This is a genomic window from Rhodococcus sp. OK302, from assembly GCF_002245895.1.
Taxonomy (GTDB): Bacteria; Actinomycetota; Actinomycetes; order Mycobacteriales; family Mycobacteriaceae; genus Rhodococcus_F.
In genome coordinates, this window is sequence record NZ_NPJZ01000001.1 from 3204047 (window position 1) to 3226111 (window position 22065).

A 22065-nucleotide genomic window follows, 5' to 3' on the forward strand; every position below is an offset into this window, starting at 1 on the left:
AACTACCGGCCCGAAGCTTCCTGCACCGGTTGATCATTCGGCGTCTGGGGTTTCGACCAATCGTCGATTGCTCCGTCGGGGAAGAGGATCTGTGTCACGCCTGTCACGGTGTCGCGTGCGTGAAGCGCGCTGTCGTCGTCGATCACATCGGTGAACGACGTATCCGGGTAGGCGTCGTCGTTGTCGTCGCCCGGATATTGAATATCCTCACGAGACGCAATCGCGACGATGTACCGGTTGTCCTCGCCGACGACTGCCGTGGACAGATGGAGCCATCGATCGTTGATGCAGCACATCCACCCTTGCTTGACGCCAAGCACAGGTTCGTCGAAGAGGGCTTCGGGGAGGCCGAAACGTTGGTCGTATCCATCGGCGGCGGTGGGCGTCGATTGGCGTAGGTCATTGACGAGCTTGCTCGAGCGGGCCTCGCCGAGCTGGGTGACGTCGTCCAGAATGCCGTCGTAGAAGGTGATGAGGTCGTGGGACGTGGTCTCGGTGTTCCACCACATGCCGTCCACGGGAGCGGTGGTGGAAACCAATGAGTAGCGCTCCGCGACGCGGGTCACGAGATCGGGGCCGCCGGCGGCCTCCCACAGGGTGTTGGCCGCATTGTCGTCGGAGGCCTCGAGCATGGCTTCCATGAGCACCCAGTCGTCGTCGCTCAGTGCTCGTTGGCCGTGTGCATCTTGCTGCAGCAGGTCTTCGGCGATGAAAAGCTTTGCAACAGATGCTGTTTCGATCTGTTGGTCGCCACCGACTTCGAGATACCGGTTCGATGTTCGGTCGAACACCGAAATCGAAACGTCTGCGCCACGCTCGAGCGCCGCGGACTGGGCTTGAACGAGCCTGGCTTCGAGAGTCGGCGCCATGGGCATGTCGGTGTTGGGGAAGGCCGGAGTTTGTGTGGCAGCCGCGCCCACGTCGGGACTCTCCACACCGCTACATGATGCTGCAAAAGTAACTGCAGCCGCCATGGCGAGCATCCGGACGAACCGCGCAGTCATCGTTTCCCCTGGAGCTCTCGAGCCGGCGCTGTCTGCCGGTCTACTTGTCACAGGATAGCGGTAGGGTCGGATCTCGTGATTCTCAAGACCGTGAACCAGCGCATAGCCGAGGAACTCGACGTCCGTGAAGGGCAGGTGGCTGCGGCCGTCGACCTACTGGACGGCGGTGCCACCGTGCCCTTTATCGCCCGGTATCGAAAAGAAGTCACCGGCACTCTCGACGACGCGCAGCTGCGACTGCTGGAGGAGCGTCTGCGCTATCTCCGCGAGCTCGACGAGCGCCGCGATGCCGTCCTCACCGAGATCGAGTCGCAGGGCAAACTCGATGATCAACTACGTGGTCAGATCATGATTGCCGACACGAAGGCTCGGCTCGAAGACATCTATCTGCCGTTCAAGCCGAAGCGCCGTACCAAGGCGCAGATTGCCCGCGAGGCCGGCCACGAGCCCGTCGCCGACGCACTGATCGGCGATCCCACCACAGACCCAGCGCAGTACTCGGACGAGCAACGCGACGGCGCTCGCGCGATCCTGGTCGAACGTTTTGCCGAGGATGCCGATCTCGTCGGTGATTTACGAGAGCTGATGTGGAAGCGCGGACAGGTGGTTTCCGCAGTCCGTAAGGGCAAGGAATCCGATGGCTCGAAGTTTGCTGACTACTTCGAATTCTCGGAACCCTTCGCGAAACTGCCCTCGCACCGGATTCTTGCCGTTCTTCGCGGCGAGAAGGAAGAGGTCCTGTCGGTGACCATGGCTGCCGACACCGAGGAATCGGCACCGGGGGAGCGGACCGTCTACGAAGGACGAATCGCCACCCGGTTCGACATCGCGGACCGTGGGCGCGCAGCCGATCGCTGGCTCCTCGACACCGTTCGATGGGCCTGGAAGACCAAATTTGCGGTCACACTGGGAGTCGATGTGCGCATGCGGCTGCGTCAGTCCGCGGAGAAGGACGCCGTCGACGTTTTCGCGACCAACCTCAAGGATCTCCTCCTCGCGGCGCCGGCGGGCGCACGTCCGACCATGGGCCTCGATCCCGGACTTCGGACCGGCACCAAGGTCGCCGTCGTCGACGGAACCGGCAAGGTTCTGGCCTACGAAACCATCTATCCGCACCAGCCGCACAACAAGTGGGATGCCTCGCTCGCGGTTCTGGCCGGGCTGGTCACCAAGTACGGCGTCGAGTTGATCGCCATCGGCAACGGGACGGCCTCGCGTGAGACCGACACCCTCGCCACCGAATTGATCGCCAAGACCGGCGCCCCGAATCTCACGAAGATCGTCGTGTCCGAAGCGGGCGCCTCCGTCTACTCCGCCTCGGCGTATGCGTCCCAAGAACTTCCGGACCTCGACGTGTCGATCCGAGGAGCGGTGTCCATCGCGCGTCGCCTCCAAGACCCGTTGGCCGAGTTGGTCAAGATCGATCCCAAGTCCATCGGTGTCGGCCAGTACCAGCACGACATCACCGAATCGCTTCTCTCCCGCTCACTCAATGCGGTGGTCGAAGATGCCGTGAACGCCGTCGGCGTCGACGTCAACACCGCGTCTGTGCCACTGCTGGCCCGAGTCTCCGGCATCGCCGGTTCGTTGGCGGAAAGCATTGTCGCGCACCGAGATCAGAATGGGCCGTTCCGAACGCGCAAGGCACTCAAGGATGTTTCACGGTTGGGGCCCAAGGCATTTGAGCAGTGTGCGGGCTTCCTTCGAATCGTCGAGGGTGACGATCCACTTGACGCGTCGAGCGTGCATCCGGAGGCGTACCCCGTCGTCCGCAAGATCGTTGCCGGGGCCGGTGGAGATGTGCGGACCATCCTCGGGAACGCCACGGCTCTGCGATCGGTGCGGGCCGCCGATTACGTCGACGAGCGATTCGGTCTCCCGACCGTCACGGACATCATCTCCGAACTGGAAAAGCCAGGCCGTGACCCGCGCCCGGAATTCAAGACGGCCACCTTCGCAGCCGGTATCGAGAAAGTGTCACACCTCAAGCCGGGCATGGTTCTGGAAGGTGTTGTCACCAACGTCGCGGCCTTCGGCGCTTTTGTCGACGTGGGCGTGCACCAAGACGGATTGGTTCACGTTTCGGCGATGTCCCACAGCTTTGTCAAGGATCCGCGTGAAGTTGTGAAGTCGGGTGACGTCGTCAAGGTGAAGGTTCTCGAGGTCGACGAGGCGCGTCAGCGAATTGCACTGACACTGCGTCTGGACGACGAGGTGGGCGCACCGCGTAAGCCGGAAGGCTCGCGCGGCGGCCCGAGTGCGAGGCAGGGACAAAGTCAGGGGCAGGGACAGAGCCAGGGGCAGGGCGGTCAGCAACGCCGCGGCGGTGCCCAGCAGGGCGGTCGAGACAAGCGTCCCGACAACCGCACACCCGCGGCGGGTTCCATGGCAGATGCCTTGCGAAACGCGGGTTTCGGAAAATAGCGTGTTCGGTGATGTACAAAGCCCGGTCTGCCACACCTGATCGGCACCAGGTGGATTACCGGCAGGAACGAGGGCAGTGATGGGAGAGTGGCTCGAACGCGAGATCATCGGCCACGGAAGACTCCCGTTGCTGTTCTTTCTCCTCGGGTTTCTGTCCGCGTTCCTGTTGATTCGGCTCAGTGTGCGGATGATCCGCGCTCAGGTGAAATGGTGGCCGGGCAACATCGCGCCGGGCGGCCAACATGTACATCATGTGGTCTTCGGGGTTATCGCGATGATGATCTCGGGCGGCGCGCTGATCACGGTGTACGTGGACGGTTCCCAGACGACCGGCGCAGTGCTCGCCGCAATCTTCGGTATGGGCGCCGCGCTGGTACTGGACGAATTTGCGCTGATCTTCTATCTCAAGGACGTGTACTGGTCGGAGCAGGGCAGGACGTCGGTTGACGCGGTCTTTGTTGCCGTCGCGGTCACCGGACTCGTGCTGCTCGGTTTCCGGCCGCTCGAATTGTTGGATCTTGCAGGGTTCCGGGAGGAACGAAATCCCTGGGTCAAGCTGATTTTTGTCTTCATCGCACTGATCAATTTCGGGTTGGCCGCGATAGTGATCCTCAAAGGCAAGATCTGGACCGGTCTGGTTGGCCTCTTTGTTCTGCCGTTGCTGATAGTCGGCGCGATTCGGCTCAGCAGACCTGGTGCTCCGTGGGCGCGCTGGCGGTACACACGGAAACCGAAAAAGATGAGACGCGCGCTCGAGCGGGAACGGAAATGGCGTCGGCCGGTCATCCGGGCCAAGATCTACATCCAAGATGTCATCGCCGGTTCACCGAGCGTCGAACATGCGATGACAGCAGCCGAAGAAGTACTCGACCACACGATTCACCCAGCTCCGCCGCCTCCGGATTCGCCGATGGCATCGACATCTGGCACAATGGACGGGTTGCCTGGACCAGGCAGCAGTACTTGATCTGGGCACGAACCAGACGAGCGTCGTATCGGGCAACCGAAGCGGTCGCCGCTCGGTTCCTCTGCTCCTGCGAAATACAAGGATGACACATGAACACTTTGGACTTCCTGGATAAGAAGTCGCTGCGCGACGACATTCCGGCCTTCCGTCCCGGCGACACGCTCAACGTGAACGTCAAGGTTATCGAAGGCTCGAAGGAGCGCGTGCAGGTCTTCAAGGGCGTCGTTATTCGTCGTCAGGGTGGCGGCGTTCGCGAGACCTTCACCGTCCGTAAGGTTTCTTTCGGCGTCGGTGTCGAGCGTACGTTCCCGGTTCACAGCCCCACGCTGGCCTCCATCGAGGTTCTGACCCGCGGTGACGTCCGTCGCGCCAAGCTGTACTACCTGCGCGAGCTGCGCGGCAAGAAGGCAAAGATCAAGGAAAAGCGCTGATCTTTCTTTCTGGCCCGGCACCGCGTACGCGCGGTGTCGGGCTAGTCTGTTTTTGTGGAAGATTCTTCGAAGGAGCAGGCATTGTCGTCCGGTACCGAGAATCACGATGGATCCGTCAGTTCTGAGGAACCGACTTCGGCAAAGCCTCACACTTCACATAAAGAGCCCAAGAAACAGCGATCATTCTTTCGGGAACTTCCGATACTGATCGGTGTAGCGCTTGTTTTGAGCATTGTGCTCCAAGCCTTTGTCTTTCGCGTCTTTCTCATTCCGTCCGAGTCGATGGAACCGACGTTGCACGGGTGCACCGGCTGTACCGGTGACCGGATCGTCGTGGAGAAAATCGGTTACCGCTTCGGCGATCCGGAACCCGGCGACGTCATCGTCTTCAAGGGCCCCGATTCGTGGAACACGCGATACACGTCCAATCGGTCCGACAACACTGTGAAGCGTGGCCTTCAAGAGGTCGGCTCGTGGGTGGGCCTGGTTCCGCCGGACGAGAACGATTTGGTCAAGCGAGTGATCGCCACCGGCGGGCAAACCGTCGAGTGCTGTGACGAACAAGGCCGGGTCATGGTCGACGGTAAGCCACTCGACGAGCCCTACATCAAGATGGACTTCCCCTTCACTCCCGGCGTCCAGGATTGCACCACCGCCGTGAAATCCGGCCGCTGCTTCGCACCCGTCACCGTTCCCGAGGGACATGTCTGGGTGATGGGCGATAACCGCAGCAACTCCGCTGACTCGCGCGCCCACGTCCAAGACGAACTTCAAGGAACCATCCCGCTCGACAACGTCATCGGCCAGGCACGCTTTATCGTTCTCCCGCCCTCCCGCATGGGCAGCATCAGTTCGCCTAACCCCCAAGGTAATTGAGTTTGTAGGACCGTGAGTAGTTCGAGTAGTTGGCCGCCTCGCGTCGTCATTCGCAGATCGACAGGTTTGCGAACGATGGAATCTGCGCTGTATCGAACCGGGATGGGTCCGGTTGCGGGTGTCGACGAAGCCGGACGTGGTGCGTGCGCCGGCCCGCTCGTGATCGCGGCCTGTGTCTTGGCGCCCAAACCGCACGTAGCGCTTGCGCGACTGGACGATTCGAAAAAGCTCACGGAACGGGCCCGCGAAGAACTTTTTCCGGTGATCAAGCGGCTGGCCTTGGCATGGAGCGTCATATCGGTCGCGGCCGAAGAAATCGATCGGATCGGAATTCACGTCGCCAATATCGAGGGAATGCGACGCGCCGTCGCAGGCCTCGAGACGCCGCCGGGATACGTTCTCACCGACGGCTTTCGAGTGCCAGGCCTTACCGCGCCGTCCCTACCGGTCATCGGCGGTGACGCCGCTGCTGCGTGCATCGCGGCGGCCAGTGTTCTTGCCAAGGTGACGCGTGATCACGTCATGGAAGAGATGGACAGTATCCATCCCGGATACGGATTTGCAATACACAAGGGATACAGCACACCACTGCACATGGACTCGCTCGAGGAGTTGGGTCCGTGCGCCGAGCATCGCATGACGTACGCCAATGTTGTTGCTGCGGGACTCCGGGTGCAGCAGCGTGCAGGCCATACGGGATGATAGATGTTCAGACGAACTGGGAGGACTGGCTAAACCGATGAGTGCCGAGGATCTCGAGAAATACGAAACCGAGATGGAGCTTTCGCTCTATCGCGAATACCGGGACATCGTCGGACAGTTCTCCTACGTCGTGGAGACAGAACGACGTTTTATCTCGCCAACACGGTCGAGCTGCTACCGCATAATTCGGATGGCGAAATCTACTTCGAACTGCGGATGTCCGACGCGTGGGTGTGGGACATGTACCGCCCGGCCCGATTCGTGAAGTACGTGCGCGTCGTGACGTTCAAGGACGTCAACATCGAAGAGCTGGACAAGCCGGACCTGCGTTTGCCGGACTGAACCTACTCCACGAATGGTCCCGCCGATTGTCTCGGCGGGGCCATCCGTGTTTGCGGGCTTTGTCAGTTCTGGACTCAGTCGCCCTTGACGTTGACTATCTGACGCAAGGTGTGACGGATCTCGACCAAGTCTTTCGCGTCGTCCATCACCACGTCGATGTCCTTGTACGCTCCGGGAATTTCGTCGAGGAATGCCGTCGACCGCTTGTATTCGATGCCGACCATGGCCTTGTCGAGATCGTCGATCGTGAAAGTCTTCCGGGCCCGGTTACGGGCGTACACACGTCCGGCGCCGTGCGGGCTGGACTTGAACGACGGCACATTGCCCTTGCCCACCACGACATAGCTGGCAGTCCCCATGGAGCCTGGAATCAGTCCGGGCGTGCCGACGTCGGCTTTGATCGCACCCTTTCTGCTCAGCCACACACCGCGGCCCAGATGGTACTCCTTCTGGGTGAAGTTATGGTGGCAGTTGATCCGCTCGAGTTCCTCGATGACGGCCGGCGTGCCGTCACCCACGAAGTGCGCGAAGTCCTTGACAACCCGATCCATCATCTCCTCACGATTCAAGAGTGCAAAATGCTGCGCCCAGTTGAGATCGGTGATGTAACAATCGAATTCGGGTGTCTTCTCGATCAGGTACGCGAGGTCGGGGTCAGGCAAGTCGATGTGCCAGCGGGCGCACAGCTCCTTGGCGATCTTGATGTGATGCTGTGCGATCTTGTTGCCGATACCGCGACTGCCCGAATGCAGGAACAGCCAGAGCGCGTCATTTTCGTCGACTGTGACCTCGATGAAATGGTTGCCGGACCCCAGTGTTCCGAGTTGAAACCGCCAGTTGTTCTTGAACTGATCGTAAAACGGCAAGCGATCGCCGGCCATGGTCTCGAGTTCTGCGATACGTGGTTTCGCGGTTTCGGTCAGAGTCTTGTTGTAGACACCGGCCGAGAGGGGGACGGAGCGTTCGATGCTGTGGCGAAGTGCGCTCAGGTCGCGGCCCTCGATGTCACTGACATTGAACTGAGTCTTGACCGCGATCATCCCGCAGCCGATATCCACGCCGACAGCAGCGGGCATGATCGCGCCTTCGGTTGGGATGACCGAACCGACAGTTGCTCCCGCACCGAGGTGCGCGTCGGGCATCAACGCCAGATGCGGCCGGACAAAAGGCATCTGGGACGTGCGCAGCGCTTGCTCGCGAGTTTTCTCGTCGAGAATCGATGCCCAGTTCCACAGCCTCTTGGTAATCTTCTCCATCATTTTCTCCCACATTGTGCACATCGGAACCTGGTGGTTCTTGTGTGGTGTGCCGGGATGACAATGCTCGCCGAGAGGTGGTGGGCGCAACCTATTTTCAGGTGCGCAGGCCGTCGGCAAGCTCGTAAATTCTGCCGACGTACTGTTCCTGGAAGGCTTTTCGGGCTGCTTCTGCTTCTTGTCGGGCACCAGCGTGCGCGTAGACGTACTCGAGGTGTACCAAACTCTCACCGATATCGACGCGGCGCTGATCGAGCACCGTCAGCTCGTCGACCAATCGCTGCAACTCGTGAGTTGCCTCTGTTGTCTCGTTCATGGCGGTCCTCGATGTGCTCGTCGGTGCGTCCTGTTTCAGGTTAGCACTGTTCGAACAAAGATTCGAAGAATCTTGATCAGCTCCCGGGAATGAATCCCGGGTAGACGAAGTGGCCGGGCCCGCCGCCGGGAAGGCCGGATCCCGTCACGCTCGGAAAATTGGCCTGCAAACGCACAAGCTTGTGTGGATTCCCGTATTGATCGGCCTGCCAGCAGCCGGTCAGGGTTGCGTGAAATGCAGTGCACACAATGCGGGTGCTGTTGCCGAAAGGCGACGTCAGCCGGGGCTCGTTCACAAACGGATTCCAATACGCCGGGTTGTCGGGGGTGAGGAAATACGACGCCTCGAACGGCACCGACGGGCTCGGGTACGGGGGTATCGGCGGCCACTCGTCTTGAGCTGACGCAATTCCGGTACTGCCGAGGGCAATCGCCGCAACCGATGCTGCGACTGCTGCGGCCTGAGTGAGGTGGCGTGAGCGAAGTCTTGTCATCTACCGAGAATAGGGCGCGACGGCCTCGGATAGAACAAAACCGTGGACCTGCTCGAAGCGCGGTAGCTTCGGGCAGGTCCACGGTTAGCGGAACGGATCAGGCTTAGCTTCCGTTCGAGAAGATCCGCGAAATGACGTCGCCGATGAAGTCGCTGAGCGATCCGGTCGAGGACATGTTGCTGTCGGAGGATCCGAGGCCCATTCCGTCGAGGCTGCCGGAGACGGACTCGCCGGCGTTCTTGCCGCGAACGGTGAAGCAAGCGTCGAGGTCCGGCAAGTTGTTGCCGACGGCCGCGGTGCCTGCAACGGAGATGCCGCCGCTGGTGATCTCGTCGCCTACAGAAACGCCGGCAGGCACAAGGTAGGTCATCTTGACAGTCAACGGGTTCGATGCGGTGACGGACCATCCGCTGTTCGCAACCTTGTAGCCGGTGCCATCGGCAGTCGTCGCGACGGTCTCGGTTTTCAGGCCACCGATTGCGTGGAAAGCTGTTACTTCAGCCTGGACCGGTGCGCCGAATCCGGCGGGCGCGAAGTCAGTCACTCGGTCCACGAACGGGTTTCCAATTCCGCTGGTGCTGATGACCGTCTCGTAGGTCACCTCGGTGCCGGCAGCTACCTCGGCTTCGGTGACTGACTTGGTGTAGGTGTGACCGATGCCAAGGAGTTCGCCGGTCGAGGCATCTTTCTTGGTCACGCTCGAGGACTGCTCGCAGGTCGGTGCGGCGGAGGCAATTCCGGCGCCCATTCCGACGGTGACGCCGGCAGCGATGAGGGTGAGGGACGCGGTGGTAGCTACAGCGCGGCGTACTGAGGTGCGTGACATTTGTGGTTCTCCATTTGGTCGGGCGTTAGTGCAATTGCAAGTCCTGGACGCCCCCGCGTCAGGGATGGGGGATACTGGCCTGGTCACGATGGATGAGAAACGTCGAGACCGAACGCGGCTGTCGGAGACAAGCGTCCATTTGTGACCATATCCACGTCATTGATCGTATCTGAGGTTTGCGCAATGGTGACTATCCGGTCATGTCGCCGAGGTGTAACCTGTGTCACTTTTGGTTGGTCGGAACTCATGTCAAGTGTTGTCGCGGGATCAGTACCAGCAAAAAGTGAACCCGCGAGCTCCCCGAACTTCGAATGTTAGCGAGGATTTCAGACAGGGTTCCCGCAGGTAGATAGCTATCAATAGGCAAATTTGCCTTTCGGTTATGGGGGAATCTATTCAGCTCCGCCGCCGATCGGGGAACGGGTCCAGTGGTTAGGTGTTGGGTGCGGGTTTGCGCAGTGGTAGACCTGCCTGGCGGCGCATATCGTGCTTTTTCCACCTTCGACTTTGGCGGTTTTACGTGCCTGAATCAGCTTTGCTCGCCCACGATCTGGTCCGCACGCTCGGAACGCGACGAGTGCTCGACGGAGTTTCGCTCACGGCAGCTCCGGGCAATCGGATCGGACTGATCGGCGAAAACGGTGTCGGGAAGTCGACACTGTTGAGGTTGCTCGCCGGTACGGACGAACCCGACGCGGGCAGTGTCGAGCGTCCCCACGATCTTGGATTCCTGCAGCAGGAAATGTCGTTCGACAACCATTCGACGATCGCGGACGTGCTGGACGACGCACTCCTCGACGCGCGAGAGACAATCGTCGAACTCGACAGGCTTGCACAGGAACTCGCTCAGGAATCCGAAGATTCCGATGTGCTCGACGCCTACGCGGAACGCCTCGACTACGCCCAGCGGCACGAAGTCTGGGATGCGGACCGGCGTGCAGAGATCGTCCTGACCGGGCTCGGTCTCGCGAACGCGCCGCGCGAGCGCACCCTCGTATCGTTGTCCGGTGGGCAGCGCAGCCGACTGGCGTTGGCGGCGCTGATGGTTCGGCGGCCGTCGGCGTTGCTGCTTGACGAGCCGACCAACCACCTCGACGACGAGGCGGCGGAGTTTCTGGCCGAACAGTTGCGCAGTCTGCCGGGTGTCGTTGTGGTCGCCAGCCACGACCGTGCCTTTCTCGACGCAGTCTGCACAGACCTGATCGATCTTGATCCAGCGGTGGACGGCCCCACCCGGTACGGCGGTAACTACACCGCCTATCTGGCGCAGAAAGTAGCCGAACGTGCACGTTGGCAACGGCGTTTCAGTGACGAGCAGGAGGAATTGGAGGCGTTGCGCTACGCGGCCGGTGTCAGCGCGCACGAGGTTGCACCGAATCGCTTGAAGCAGGACAACGAAAAGATGGGATACGGCCACGCCGGTGGGCGAGTGCAGAACCAGATTGCGCGTCGGGTTCGCAACGCCACCCGGCGCTTCGACAAGCTGGAACGCGATCAGGTTGCCGAACCTCCCCAGCCGCTGAGGTTCAACCCCGGCGCGCTCACCACACCGTTGCCGGGTGAGTTCCTGCTGACTCTGCGGGAAGTGAGAGTTCCGGGTCGATTGTCGATTGCTCACCTTGACGTTGCAACTACAGATCGACTGCTGGTCACCGGGTTGAACGGCGCCGGCAAGTCCACGTTGCTTGCGGTACTGGCGGGCACGCTGGAATCTGCCGGCACGGTACGGCGGCCGGGATTGACGACGGGCCTACTCGCTCAGGACACTACGTTCGATCGGGCCGACCATACCGCGCAGGAAATTTACGATCTGGCACTCGGCACTGAGATCGCTGAGTCGATTCCGTTGAATTCCCTTGGGCTGCTGCCTCTTTGGGATCTGAACAAGGTGGTTGTCGAGTTGTCGGTAGGCCAACGCCGCCGTCTGGCGTTGGCATTGTTGGTGGCGCGTCCACCGGAGTTGTTGCTTCTGGACGAGCCCACCAACCATCTTTCGCCGCGTCTGTGCGACGAGTTGGAGGATGCTCTGGGTACCGGCCCGGGTGCCATCGTGGTGGCCAGTCACGACCGTTGGCTGCGGTCTCGCTGGCAAGGCCGCGAAGTCAGATTGGACCGTGCGTCGGAGGCCCGGTAGGGAGTACGGCGCAAAAGGGGCGGAGCCACCAGCATGCGCTGGTGGCTCCGCCCATTGTCTTTGCTTGGCTGAGTTAGCTCATGCCGCCGATCACGTTACTGATGATTCCGCCGATGACGTTGGTCATCGATCCCTGCGGGTCGGTGATGGATCCGAAGACCTGGCCCGATCCGGTGTTCACCGAGCCGAGGCCCGCATTGTCGAGGCTGCCCGAGCCGGCCTCGATGGCGTTGGGCTCACGGATGGTGACGCAGACGCCCATCGGGTTGACGTCCCAGTAGCCGCTTATGAGGGCAATATCGGTTCCGCCGCCGCTGTCGATTTGGGCGCCAATTTGGGCGTTACTGGGGACCTTGTAGGTGGTTTCCAGAGCGATGGTGCCACCAGCTGTGGTCCAACCATTGCCTGAGACCATAACGGAATTATCGTTGCCTTTGATGACGGTACTAGTGACGTCCGACCACGACTGGCCCCCCACAGCCCAATTGACGTTCAGGCGAGCCTTCACCAGCTGGAACCCAGCCGGGTGGTAGTCCCAGATCGACTTTACTAGTGCTCCTGAGCCAGTCACCTTGGTGACGTAGGTGATCTCTTGTCCCGGGGCGACCTTGCCGCCGCTGCCAACCTCCTTGGCGAGGGTGTAGGGCGTCCAAACGGAACCGGCCCACTTCGAGGTAATTGACTGCGTAGTGCTGCAGGCGGGTGAGGCCTGTGCCACCGAGGCTCCGAGCCCAAAGGTGACGCCAGCGGCAAGCAGGGTCAGGGACGCAGCGGTAGCTACAGCTTGGCGTAGTGAGCGGCGAGACATGTTGTAGTACTCCATTCGATCGGGCGTACGTGCAATTTTGATTCCTGGACGCCCCGGCGTCAGGCTGGGATGCAGGTCCGACCTCGACGATTTGGAGCCTCTGAGGTCGGACGTCACTATGTCTACAGGACGAATGTCCATCTTGGGGTGAATCGGCAAAAATATTTCCAAAAAAGATTGCGAATGAATGTCTGCGTGACTGCCGGCGTGCTGGGTGATCGGCTACGCAAGGTTTTAGGGCAACCTCAAGTTGTGGCTACAATACCGCTACTACCTGCAAGAATGCGTATTGTTATCTCACCTGGTTTCAGTGGCGGTGCGGCATCTGGCGAGATTTTCGCGAGCGCTGGTTATCTATCGGCAAGTCGCCTCGTTGGAGGGTTCTGCGCTGCTCCTCAATTCCACAAGTGCCCGGTTATCCACAGGCTGGTTTCCATTTTCCTGTCAGTGGTTTCGGTGGAGCACTGTGACGCGTGGGACGCGTTTCGTATCTGCGGGCGCGCGGGAAGTAATAACTTCGGGGGTCTGTCATGGCGGGGAATATGGCGTTGGGGGCTCGGGGCGAGGATTTGGCTACCGAATTCCTGATCGATGCAGGTCTTGACATCGTCGAACGGAATTGGCGATGCCGGTACGGCGAGTTGGATGTCATTGCCACGGAAGATGATCGAATCGTGTTCGTGGAGGTGAAGACCCGCAGCGGGCTGGGATACGGGTCGCCGGCGGAGGCGGTGACGTTTGCGAAGCGTCGTCGGATTCGGGTGTTGGCGCTGCAGTGGCTCGGTGATTCGGGTCGGTCGTGGTCGAAGGTTCGTTTCGATGTGGTGGCTGTCTTGATTTGTCGTAATCAGGAACCGGTGATCGAGCATTTTGTGGACGCGTTCTGATGGCGCTGGGACGGGCGCATTCGGTGGCGGTCAGCGGCGTCGACGGTCAGATCGTGGAGATCGAGGCTGATATCGGGCGCGGTCTGCCGGCCGTGCATTTGGTGGGTCTGCCGGACACGGCGTTGCATGAATCGAGGGATCGGATTCGCGCGGCCGTCACCAATTCCAACGAGGAGTGGCCGGACAGCAAAGTGATTCTGGCGTTGTCGCCGGCGACATTGCCGAAAGTCGGCAGCGTCTACGATCTGGCTCTAGCTTTGTCTGTGTTGGATGCGGCAAAGAAGTTGCCGCGCACGGAGTTGCGGTCGACTGTTTTTCTGGGGGAGTTGGCGTTGGATGGCCGGCTGCGGACGGTACGAGGTGTGCTGCCGGCGGTGTTGGCGGCGAAGCGGGCGGGGTGGGGCACGGTGGTTGTTCCGCGTGCGGCAATGGCGGAGGCGGGGTTGGTGAAGGGCATCGAGGTGCTGGGCGCTGATGATCTGTCTTCGGTGATTTCGTGGTTGCGGGGTGAGATTTATCTGCCGGTGCCGGAGCCTTTCGAGCGGGCTGAGGAGATCGGGGTCAGTGATCTCAGTGAGGTTGTGGGGCAGGCGGATGCGCGGTGGGCTATCGAAGTGGCGGCGGCGGGAGCGCATCATCTGATGTTGACGGGTCCGCCGGGGATTGGGAAAACGATGTTGGCGCAGCGTCTTCCGGGGATATTGCCGCCGTTGACCGAGAGTGAGGCGTTGGAGGTGACGGCTATTCATTCGGTGGCGGGGGTGTTGACTGCGGATCATCCGTTGATCGATATGCCGCCGTTTATTGCGCCGCATCACAGTTCGTCGGTGAGTGCGTTGGTGGGGGGTGGTAGTGGGATGGCGCGTCCGGGTGCGGTGAGTCGGGCGCATCGCGGAGTTCTATTCCTCGACGAATGTGCCGAGATCGGCGTCAAAGTGCTCGAGGCTTTGCGAACGCCCTTGGAAGACGGCGAAGTTCGCATTGCCCGCCGGGACGGCGTCGCGAGGTACCCGGCACGATTCCAACTGATCCTGGCCGCAAATCCGTGTCCGTGCGCGCCGCCTCGTGATGCGGACTGCGTGTGCGCGCCAGCAGCGCGGCGTCGCTATCTAGGTAAACTTTCGGGTCCTTTACTGGATCGTGTCGATATCAGAATACGGATGCAGGCGGTCGCTACCGGCGCGCTGATCGACGAGGTAGGGGAGAGCACCGAGAGTGTGCGAATCCGGGTGGCGGCGGCGCGGGACGCGGCGTCGGAGCGCTGGAGTGCCTACGGATGGCGAACAAACGCCGAGGTCCCGGGACCGGCGCTGCGGCAGAAGTTCCGACTTTCCCGCGAGGCCTTGGCGCCCGTCGAGCGTGCCCTCCGTAAGGGCGTGATCACTGCTCGAGGGGCAGATCGGGCGATCAGAGTTGCGTGGACAGTGTCGGATTTGGCCGGCGAAACCATGCCCGGGGCAGATCAGGTCGTGACAGCACTCGATTTCAGGGACAGGGGATTCCAATGACCGCGCATGATCCGCAACAACTCGCCTGGGCATACCTGTCGACGGTTGCTCAAGGCCCGAGCGTTCACCTGTCGGCATTGGTCGAGCACCTCGGAGTCGAGGAGACCGCGCACGCAGTGAAGACCCGTGACCTGCCGTCATCGTTGGAGGAGAAGACTCGCGCCCGCGCACATATCGATACGGCGCAACGTGATCTGGATCTGATGGCCGCGATGGGCGGAAGGTTGGTCACACCGGATTCTCCCGAATGGCCGGCCTGGCGACTGCTCGCATTCGACGGGTTGGATGCAGCGTCGGGGGAGGTTCCGCCATTTGTTCTGTGGGTCTTGGGTTCTCGGGATCTTTCGGAATTAACGGAGCGTTCGGTGGCGATTGTGGGAACCCGGGCCTCGACGTCCTACGGGGAGCATGTCACCGCTGAGATCGCGGGCGATCTGGCAGTGGACGGTTGGACGGTTACCTCTGGTGCTGCCTTCGGAATCGACGGGGCAGCTCACCGTGCAGCATTGGGCGTCGGTGGGACCACAGTTGCAGTGCTGGCTTGCGGAGTGGATCGCGCTTATCCGTCAGGGCATGCGCGTCTATTACGTCAGATCGTGAACTCGGGCGCGGTGGTCAGTGAGTATCCACCGGGGACGACACCGGCGAAGTTCAGATTCTTAGCCCGAAACCGATTGGTCGCGGCATTATCCGACGGTGTGGTTGTTGTCGAAGCAGGATGGCGCAGCGGTGCGCGGAACACCGCGAATTGGGCGCGGAAACTCGGGCACCCGGTAATGGCTGTCCCCGGGCCGGTGACATCTGCCTCGTCGGCGGGTTGCCATCGAATGATCCGCGAAGGGGAAGCCCATTTGGTGGCGAATGCAGTGGACGTTGTAGAAGTCTCCGGACCCTTCAATCTTGTCGATTCGGAATCCGATGCCGCAGCTGTTCGTGACATCGACTCATTGAAGGGTAATTCTCGTCTCGTCTACGAAGCATTACCGGGAACCGGCTCGCGGAGCACGAATGAGTTGTCCGAGGAATCGGGGTTGCTGATTTCTCAGGTACGCGCAACGCTTCCGCTGCTCGAGTTGGAGGGATTTGTCGGTTCCGATGGCAGCGGATGGTTCCGTGCCAAATAGTGCCCGATTTTTCGGCGGATTTGGTCGGCAATGGTATTCGGGACATTTGCTGGATCGCTCGTCGAATCATTGGGCAGATCCGAGCCGAGGGCGACGAACCAAGGTTAGGGGCATGTCAGAGCGGTTTTGAGGGGGAGTTTGCGGATATGTCGGCAAGATGCGGGCGTGTGACTGGTTTGCTTGAAGCAATGTCGTAAGCAAGTCTCAGGAAAGTCTCAGGCAGATGTGCTTAAACTCCGATTAGTCGGTATCGGCGAGATAGAGATGTGAGTGATGTCGTCTATCGATCATCGAAATGAATCGTCCCGGTTGAGGTGCGAGCACCACTTTTGAAGCAATGCAATGTCGCTAACCCATCGCCAATGCGTACCAAGAGGTCTGTTCGGTCGGATCGGTTCTGTGGCCATCTTTGTTACCGGAGCGAGAATCTGTGTATTGTGAACTGAAAGCGAAACATTTCATTGAAAGAGGAGTGCAATGGCTGAGAAGCTGATTCGTCAACTCATTGACGATCTCGACGGTAAGCCGATCGACGACGGTTTCGGTGATCGTATCGAGTTCTCCTACCAGGGAACCGATTATGTGATCGACCTTCGCGCTACCAATGCAGAAAAGTTCGACGCTGCGGTCAAGCCGTTCGTTGACGCTGCAGCCAAGGTGACCACTCGTCGCGGCAAGAAGTCGCAGCTCACATCTCCGCAGGCTACATCGGGTTCGGGGCGCTCCAAGGAGACTCTGCAGGCTATCCGTGACTGGGCCGCGAAGAATGGCTACGAGGTTGCACCGCGTGGCCGCATCAAAGCGGAAATCATCGACGCATTCGATGCAGCACACTAGAGTGCATTGAACTTCTCTGGCACCCCACAGAATTTGTGGGGTGCCAGAGTTGTATTTACCCTTCCTTTGCCGTTGGTCGGAATTGAAGATTTTCCGTGAAGATATGGATACCGTCTTTCCTCTTCGGTCATTCGGGTTGGTCGGTTTGAGTGATTACCATCCACTGATTCGGCCGGTATTTGCGACATCAAGTAGCCGTGTTTGCTATCTGTCGCCCGTCGCCAATCGCAAATCCATGTACCATAGTTAGGTAACGCTAACTTTGGAGGATGTACCTGTGGCCAAGCCGACAACAACGCTGACCGTCCTGCGTACGCAGAAATTGACCCCACACATGGTGCGGGTGTTTCTCGGCGGTCATGGGTTCGATAGCTTCACTCCCAGTGCGTTCAGTGACTCGTATGTGAAGATCGAATTCGGAACCGCCGACGACTTGGTGCTTCGGACGTACACGATCCGAAGTTACGACAGCAAGGCTCGCGAGATTGCGATCGATTTTGTCGTTCATGGTGACGCGGGGATAGCGGGCCCGTGGGCTGCGTCCGTGTCAGCTGGTGCTGAGATAACAATGAGAGGGCCCGGCGGCGCCTTTTCGCCGGAAATATCGGCGGATTGGCATCTCTATGCGGGTGACGAATCTGCCATTCCGGCAATTTCTGCCGCCGTAGAACGGCTTTCGCCCGATGCGATCGGTTACCTCGTCCTCGAAGTGGGTGGGGTCGAGGATGAGATTGCCATCAACACTCCGAATGGCATTGTCGTCAATTGGGTATACCGGGGAGCGTCCTCGGACCTGGTCGGCGATGAATCAGCCGGCGACAATGCGCCGCTAATCGCGGCAGTGAGGGCACTCGAATGGCTCCCGGGTTCTCCGCAGGTATTCATTCACGGCGAGGCGCAAGCTGTCATGCATAATCTGCGCTCGTACATCCGAAAGGATCGCGGTGTTCCGGCGGGATCCGCATCGATCTCAGGCTACTGGCGTCGTGGACGTACAGAAGAGGGATTCCGGGTCTGGAAGTCGGAGTTGGCAGCTTCCGAACGCTAGCTCTTCGTCGACAATTTCTCTTGGGCATGACCGCTTCGGGTGAGCAGTGTCAACGCCACAGCGGCGAGCAAACCGAAGGTGGGAATTGCTACAGCCATCGGAACGGCGGTATCCGGTCCGGCAATTCCCACTAGCGGCGACACTGCGGCCGCCAATCCGAACTGGCCCGCGCCCATCAATGCGGACCCGGTACCGGCTGCCCCGGTGACCTCGCCCTGCGCAAGCGCTGTTGCATTGCCCATGATAAATCCGATGCTGGATACCGAAACGAACAGCGGAATGAGCAGTGTGGCCGGATTGGTTGAGTTGAAAAGTGCAGCGGCGCACAGCAGCACCGTTCCAGCGGTCACGAGGAGGCCTACTCCGAAGATCAAGAGCGTCCGTGCACTGACCCGGCCAAGCAATCGAGTCGTGATCGTGGCAGCGACAACCATGCCAATGGCGTTGACCGCAAACACCATCGAGAATTGTGACGGTGTCAATCCCAGGACGTCCTGGACGACAAACGGTGACGCGGAGATGTACGAGAACAGGGCGCCGAATCCGAAGATGAAGGCCAGCGCGTAGCCGAGATAGCGGCGGTTGCCGGTGACATAACCCAGGTTCGCGACGAGCGCTTTCAATCCGCCGCCGTGCCGACGCTCGGGTGGCAATGTTTCCGGTACCAGGGTGATGACGCCGGCAACCATGATTCCGCCGGCGATCGTCAGCACCCAGAAGATGCCGCGCCAGCCGATCGGATCGAGTAGTACTCCGCCGATCAGCGGAGCCACCACCGGTGCGATTCCGCCGATGATCATCATGATGCTGAACATCTTTGCTGCGCTGTCACCGCGAGCACGATCCGCAATGCAAGCCCTGGCGAGCACAATGGCCGCGCCGCCGCTCAGGCCCTGGATCAAACGGGCACCGATCAGAAATTCGATGGTGGGGGCGAGAGCACAGGCAGCGCTGGCGAATGTGGTGATCGCGGCAGCGCCGAGCAGTAGGCGTCGACGCCCGATTCCGTCCGAGATGGGTCCGATGATCAGTTGCCCGATTCCAAGCCCCGCCATGAACGTCGTCAGTGTCAACTGGATGCTGGCAGCGGATGTGTCGAGCGACTCGGCCATGATCGGCAGTCCTGGCAGATACATGTCGGTGGCGAGTGGTGCAATTGCGGAAATCAGCGCGAGAATGCACAGCATTCTTAGGGGAATTGCTCGGTTCACCGGCCAACCCTATCGGCGAGGACACTTGAAGTTTCAGACGAGGCAGGTAACCGTATGACGATGAGAGATGACCTGCCGCGAGAGCTGTCGATCCATCTCGACGCATATGCCGAACATTTGCGCCTCGGGCGTGGACGTTCGGAGCACACTATCCGCGCCTACGTCGGCGATGTTCGTTCGTTGCTCCAGCATCTTGCCCGGCAGTCGGCTGACGTCGAACTGGCTGAACTGGATCTGCGGGTACTCCGTTCTTGGCTGGCCGCACAGAATGCGGCGGGAACGGCTCGAACAACGGTCGCGCGGCGAGTGTCGTCGGCGCGGGGATTCACGGCTTGGCTTGCACAGACTGCTCGTATTCCGGCGGACCCCGGCTCGCGGTTGACTGCGCCACCGGCCCAGCGGACCCTGCCGGTGGTGTTGCGTCAGAATCAGGCCATCGAGGCGATGGAAGCGTCGAAGATTGGTGCGCAACAACGTGATCCGGTTGCGCTTCGTGATCGATTGATCATGGAGCTTTTGTATTCCACCGGAGTTCGTGTGGGGGAACTGTGCGGACTCGACCTGGAATCCGTGGATGCAGATCGTCGTTTGTTGCGTGTCCTCGGTAAAGGAAACAAGGAGCGGTCGGTGCCGTACGGATTGCCGGCCGAATCGGCAATCGAGCAGTGGCTCGAGGCTGGACGGCCGATGATGGCGACGGAGAAATCGGGCAGCGCACTGTTGCTGGGCAAGCGCGGCGGACGGCTCGATCAACGCCAGGCGCGGTCGGTGGTGCACGAGAGCGTGGCGGCAGTTCCCGGAGCTCCGAACCTGGCGCCGCACGGACTTCGCCATTCGGCAGCGACACATTTGCTGGAAGGTGGAGCAGACCTTCGTGTAGTCCAGGAATTGCTCGGACATTCGAGCCTGGCGACTACTCAGCTGTATACGCATGTATCGGTCGAACGACTCCGGGCAGTCCACGATCAGGCGCATCCTCGAGCCTGAAAATTTGCGTGACGGGAGTTCTGTTGCGTGATTTGGTAGCGTCGCGAAGTGAAAGAGTGGACAATCAGCAAGGTTGGACAACCATGTTGTGCCGCTCGATGATATGCAATTTCCGGGGGAATCGTGAATCGCCAAAACGTGGAACACCTGCCGCAGGCCGGCCAGACTGCCTGGGTTGCAGAACCGACTCCGATTGCCCTGGTGCCGGTCCCTGTGCCGGAACCTCAGGCGTGGGCACAAGAGTCGTGGACGGCGCCACCGCAGGCGGCCGGCCAGTCGAGTCAACAGCAAGTTACCAATCAGGATCTGGTTGCTGACGCATTACTGAAGCGGGCGAGACGGACTCCACGTGGCGGCTGGCGGCGGGGTCTCCACCGGGCTACCGGAGGGTTTGTCAATCTCGGAGAGTCCAATTCAGATCTCCGTGACCAGGCACTGGTGGCGCGGATCGAGCAGCCGATCCGAAACGACTACCGAATTGCCCTGCTCTCGCTCAAAGGGGGAGTGGGCAAGACAACGGTCACCGTCGGGCTCGGATCGACATTTGCCTCACTGCGCGGCGACTGTGTTGTAGCTGTCGACGCCAACCCGGATTTCGGGACGTTGGCGCAGCGTGTTCCATTGCAGACGCCGTCGACAGTCCGGGATCTGATCGCGGCGAGGCCGGACATCAACAGTTACTCGGATGTGCGGATCCACACGTCGCAGGCGCCCAGTCGGCTCGAGGTTTTGGCGAGCGAGCAGGATCCGGCTATCTCCGAGGCGTTCAGCGAAGATGACTATCGCCAGGTCATCGACATTTTGCAGGTGTACTACAACATCATCCTGACGGACTGTGGAACCGGAATCATGCATTCCGCCATGACGGGGGTTCTCGACCTCGCCAACTCACTGGTGCTGGTCAGTTCGCCCGCAGTGGACGGCGCGCGCAGTGCTGCCGCAACCTTGGACTGGTTGCAGATGCATGGATACGGGCATCTGGTGGAACGCACTGTTGTTGTTGTCAGCGCCGCGCGCCCCGGTTCGAGTGTCATCGACATGGACGCGCTCACCGATTACTTCATGCGTCGGTGCCGGGCGGTCAAGGTTGTGCCCTTCGATGAACACCTCGCTGAAGGATCGATCATGGACCTGGAGCTGCTCCGGCCTGCAACCAAGCGGGCGTTCATGGAGTTGGCTGCAATGGTTGCCGACGATTTCGCTGATTCCGCCGGGCGTCACGCCGTTGCAGAATGGCGCTGAGATCAGCGTCGAAGTGGTTTGAGTCGGAGCGGCTGATCATGGATCAATCCGAGAGGATCCAGGTACTCACGGCCGCGTCGTAGCCCCCAATGGAGACAGGCGGCCGCGGCGCAGCCCTCGTGTCCCGGTTCGAGTGTGCCGATCACCGTTCCGATTCCCACACGTTCACCTGCCGCGACCACTGCCGTGACTGGTTCATAGGTTGTTCGGACGCCGCCGACATGGTCGACGGATACCACCGGCTTTCCCGCAACTGTCCCGGCGAAGGCCACGGTTCCAGCGCCGGCTGAAAGCACCGCCTGATCGACGGTTCCAGCCAGGTCGACACCGCGATGCCCGGGGAGCCAGTTCTTCTCGGGATTGTCGAAGACGCGCTCCACCCGGGGCCGGGGCATCAACGGCCAGTCGAATTGCGCCTCCGCGACGGCCGTCGGGCTGTTCGACAAGGCAGCCATCACGGCCGGCGTGCACAGTGTGACGGCGATTCGCCGAAGCAATGCAGAAGGTGTCATCCCCTGAGTGTGACGCCGATTTGTTTCGTGAAAGCCCAGATCAGGGTGGTTATCCACAGGTTCGGGTGGTATCCCCAATGTGGAAGAATTCTTTGCGATACCGAGCTGGTTATGGCATTGCCCGACAAGG

21 protein-coding genes and 1 pseudogene are annotated in these 22065 nt (G+C 60.5%); 14 read left to right on the top strand and 8 right to left on the bottom strand.

The genetic code is table 11. The features are described 5' to 3' along the window. Positions 1–2: 2 nt before the first annotated feature. Entirely contained in the window at positions 3–1004 is a 1002-nt protein-coding gene (locus tag BDB13_RS14715) for a hypothetical protein (RefSeq protein ID WP_094272285.1), read from the bottom strand. A 75-nt stretch (positions 1005–1079) separates the two neighbouring features. On the opposite strand from BDB13_RS14715, the gene BDB13_RS14720 reads away from it, so the two are divergent. From BDB13_RS14720 to BDB13_RS14745, 6 genes and pseudogenes are all read left to right on the top strand, one after another. Continuing rightward, the gene (locus BDB13_RS14720) at positions 1080–3428 is read left to right on the top strand and encodes a Tex family protein (protein ID WP_094272286.1); all 2349 of its coding nucleotides are present in this window, start codon (positions 1080–1082) and stop codon (positions 3426–3428) included. 79 nt (positions 3429–3507) lie between these two features. Next, on the top strand, positions 3508–4395 hold the full coding sequence (locus BDB13_RS14725) for a hypothetical protein (RefSeq protein ID WP_094272287.1): 888 nt from the start codon (positions 3508–3510) through the stop codon (positions 4393–4395). Between the two features lie 89 nt (positions 4396–4484). Continuing rightward, the gene (gene rplS, locus BDB13_RS14730; protein WP_094272288.1) at positions 4485–4826 is read left to right on the top strand and encodes a 50S ribosomal protein L19; all 342 of its coding nucleotides are present in this window, start codon (positions 4485–4487) and stop codon (positions 4824–4826) included. Between the two features lie 54 nt (positions 4827–4880). Continuing rightward, complete coding sequence (gene lepB, locus BDB13_RS14735; protein WP_176459582.1) at positions 4881–5702, top strand: signal peptidase I; 822 nt, start codon at positions 4881–4883, stop codon at positions 5700–5702. A 12-nt stretch (positions 5703–5714) separates the two neighbouring features. Beyond that, on the top strand, positions 5715–6404 hold the full coding sequence (locus BDB13_RS14740; RefSeq protein ID WP_094272289.1) for a ribonuclease HII: 690 nt from the start codon (positions 5715–5717) through the stop codon (positions 6402–6404). Between the two features lie 37 nt (positions 6405–6441). After that, positions 6442–6746: pseudogene (locus BDB13_RS14745) on the top strand (DUF2469 domain-containing protein). 74 nt (positions 6747–6820) lie between these two features. Here BDB13_RS14745 and BDB13_RS14750 read toward each other — a convergent pair. From BDB13_RS14750 to BDB13_RS14765, 4 genes are all read right to left on the bottom strand, one after another. After that, a complete protein-coding gene (locus BDB13_RS14750; RefSeq protein WP_094272290.1) occupies positions 6821–8002 on the bottom strand; it encodes an RtcB family protein in 1182 nt (393 codons plus the stop codon). Positions 8003–8099: 97 nt separating this feature from the next. Beyond that, a complete protein-coding gene (locus tag BDB13_RS14755; RefSeq protein WP_094272291.1) occupies positions 8100–8318 on the bottom strand; it encodes a hypothetical protein in 219 nt (72 codons plus the stop codon). Positions 8319–8394: 76 nt separating this feature from the next. Continuing rightward, on the bottom strand, positions 8395–8811 hold the full coding sequence (locus tag BDB13_RS14760; RefSeq protein WP_094272292.1) for a hypothetical protein: 417 nt from the start codon (positions 8809–8811) through the stop codon (positions 8395–8397). 103 nt (positions 8812–8914) lie between these two features. Further along, positions 8915–9637 (bottom strand): hypothetical protein, encoded by a 723-nt coding sequence (locus tag BDB13_RS14765; RefSeq protein WP_094272293.1) that lies wholly within the window; start codon positions 9635–9637, stop codon positions 8915–8917. Between the two features lie 520 nt (positions 9638–10157). Between BDB13_RS14765 and BDB13_RS14770 the strand changes: the two genes are divergently transcribed. Then, the gene (locus BDB13_RS14770) at positions 10158–11771 is read left to right on the top strand and encodes an ABC-F family ATP-binding cassette domain-containing protein (protein ID WP_094272294.1); all 1614 of its coding nucleotides are present in this window, start codon (positions 10158–10160) and stop codon (positions 11769–11771) included. Between the two features lie 73 nt (positions 11772–11844). On the opposite strand, the gene BDB13_RS14775 is transcribed toward BDB13_RS14770, so the two are convergent. Continuing rightward, positions 11845–12579, bottom strand: a complete 735-nt coding sequence (locus BDB13_RS14775; protein ID WP_094274929.1) for a hypothetical protein — start codon at positions 12577–12579, stop codon at positions 11845–11847. A gap of 530 nt (positions 12580–13109) precedes the next feature. On the opposite strand from BDB13_RS14775, the gene BDB13_RS14780 reads away from it, so the two are divergent. The 5 genes from BDB13_RS14780 (at position 13110) to BDB13_RS14805 (ending at position 17983) form a co-directional block, all read left to right on the top strand. After that, positions 13110–13466, top strand: a complete 357-nt coding sequence (locus BDB13_RS14780) for a YraN family protein (protein ID WP_094272295.1) — start codon at positions 13110–13112, stop codon at positions 13464–13466. Further along, complete coding sequence (locus BDB13_RS14785; protein WP_094272296.1) at positions 13466–14974, top strand: YifB family Mg chelatase-like AAA ATPase; 1509 nt, start codon at positions 13466–13468, stop codon at positions 14972–14974. The genes BDB13_RS14780 and BDB13_RS14785 overlap by 1 nt, the downstream gene beginning before the upstream one ends. Beyond that, complete coding sequence (dprA, locus tag BDB13_RS14790; protein WP_094272297.1) at positions 14971–16098, top strand: DNA-processing protein DprA; 1128 nt, start codon at positions 14971–14973, stop codon at positions 16096–16098. The genes BDB13_RS14785 and dprA overlap by 4 nt, the downstream gene beginning before the upstream one ends. A 477-nt stretch (positions 16099–16575) precedes the next feature. Then, complete coding sequence (locus BDB13_RS14800) at positions 16576–16935, top strand: histone-like nucleoid-structuring protein Lsr2 (protein WP_094272299.1); 360 nt, start codon at positions 16576–16578, stop codon at positions 16933–16935. Between the two features lie 277 nt (positions 16936–17212). Beyond that, complete coding sequence (locus BDB13_RS14805; protein WP_094272300.1) at positions 17213–17983, top strand: siderophore-interacting protein; 771 nt, start codon at positions 17213–17215, stop codon at positions 17981–17983. On the opposite strand, the gene BDB13_RS14810 is transcribed toward BDB13_RS14805, so the two are convergent. Then, complete coding sequence (locus tag BDB13_RS14810) at positions 17980–19170, bottom strand: multidrug effflux MFS transporter (RefSeq protein WP_094272301.1); 1191 nt, start codon at positions 19168–19170, stop codon at positions 17980–17982. The two genes, BDB13_RS14805 and BDB13_RS14810, sit on opposite strands and share 4 nt — an antisense overlap. Positions 19171–19248: 78 nt before the next feature. Here BDB13_RS14810 and BDB13_RS14815 point away from each other — a divergent pair, with 78 nt between their 5' ends. Continuing rightward, positions 19249–20181: a tyrosine recombinase XerC gene (locus BDB13_RS14815; protein WP_094272302.1), complete on the top strand. Its 933-nt coding sequence runs from the start codon at positions 19249–19251 to the stop codon at positions 20179–20181. Between the two features lie 123 nt (positions 20182–20304). Next, the gene (locus BDB13_RS14820) at positions 20305–21423 is read left to right on the top strand and encodes a MinD/ParA family ATP-binding protein (RefSeq protein ID WP_094272303.1); all 1119 of its coding nucleotides are present in this window, start codon (positions 20305–20307) and stop codon (positions 21421–21423) included. A 2-nt stretch (positions 21424–21425) separates the two neighbouring features. Here BDB13_RS14820 and BDB13_RS14825 read toward each other — a convergent pair whose 3' ends face one another. After that, on the bottom strand, positions 21426–21935 hold the full coding sequence (locus tag BDB13_RS14825) for a M23 family metallopeptidase (RefSeq protein WP_094272304.1): 510 nt from the start codon (positions 21933–21935) through the stop codon (positions 21426–21428). Positions 21936–22065 lie beyond the last annotated feature (130 nt).

What these genes read in the sequence shown, in the direction of transcription:
- BDB13_RS14715 (WP_094272285.1), bottom strand. Translation starts at nt 1,004, where the DNA reads ATGACTGCGCGGTTCGTCCGGATGCTCGCCATGGCGGCTGCAGTTACT.
- BDB13_RS14725 (WP_094272287.1), top strand. Translation starts at nt 3,508, where the DNA reads ATGGGAGAGTGGCTCGAACGCGAGATCATCGGCCACGGAAGACTCCCG.
- rplS (WP_094272288.1), top strand. Translation starts at nt 4,485, where the DNA reads ATGAACACTTTGGACTTCCTGGATAAGAAGTCGCTGCGCGACGACATT.
- BDB13_RS14750 (WP_094272290.1), bottom strand. Translation starts at nt 8,002, where the DNA reads ATGGAGAAGATTACCAAGAGGCTGTGGAACTGGGCATCGATTCTCGAC.
- BDB13_RS14755 (WP_094272291.1), bottom strand. Translation starts at nt 8,318, where the DNA reads ATGAACGAGACAACAGAGGCAACTCACGAGTTGCAGCGATTGGTCGAC.
- BDB13_RS14760 (WP_094272292.1), bottom strand. Translation starts at nt 8,811, where the DNA reads ATGACAAGACTTCGCTCACGCCACCTCACTCAGGCCGCAGCAGTCGCA.
- BDB13_RS14765 (WP_094272293.1), bottom strand. Translation starts at nt 9,637, where the DNA reads ATGTCACGCACCTCAGTACGCCGCGCTGTAGCTACCACCGCGTCCCTC.
- BDB13_RS14775 (WP_094274929.1), bottom strand. Translation starts at nt 12,579, where the DNA reads ATGTCTCGCCGCTCACTACGCCAAGCTGTAGCTACCGCTGCGTCCCTG.
- BDB13_RS14780 (WP_094272295.1), top strand. Translation starts at nt 13,110, where the DNA reads ATGGCGGGGAATATGGCGTTGGGGGCTCGGGGCGAGGATTTGGCTACC.
- BDB13_RS14785 (WP_094272296.1), top strand. Translation starts at nt 13,466, where the DNA reads ATGGCGCTGGGACGGGCGCATTCGGTGGCGGTCAGCGGCGTCGACGGT.
- dprA (WP_094272297.1), top strand. Translation starts at nt 14,971, where the DNA reads ATGACCGCGCATGATCCGCAACAACTCGCCTGGGCATACCTGTCGACG.
- BDB13_RS14800 (WP_094272299.1), top strand. Translation starts at nt 16,576, where the DNA reads ATGGCTGAGAAGCTGATTCGTCAACTCATTGACGATCTCGACGGTAAG.
- BDB13_RS14810 (WP_094272301.1), bottom strand. Translation starts at nt 19,170, where the DNA reads ATGCTGTGCATTCTCGCGCTGATTTCCGCAATTGCACCACTCGCCACC.
- BDB13_RS14815 (WP_094272302.1), top strand. Translation starts at nt 19,249, where the DNA reads ATGACGATGAGAGATGACCTGCCGCGAGAGCTGTCGATCCATCTCGAC.
- BDB13_RS14825 (WP_094272304.1), bottom strand. Translation starts at nt 21,935, where the DNA reads ATGACACCTTCTGCATTGCTTCGGCGAATCGCCGTCACACTGTGCACG.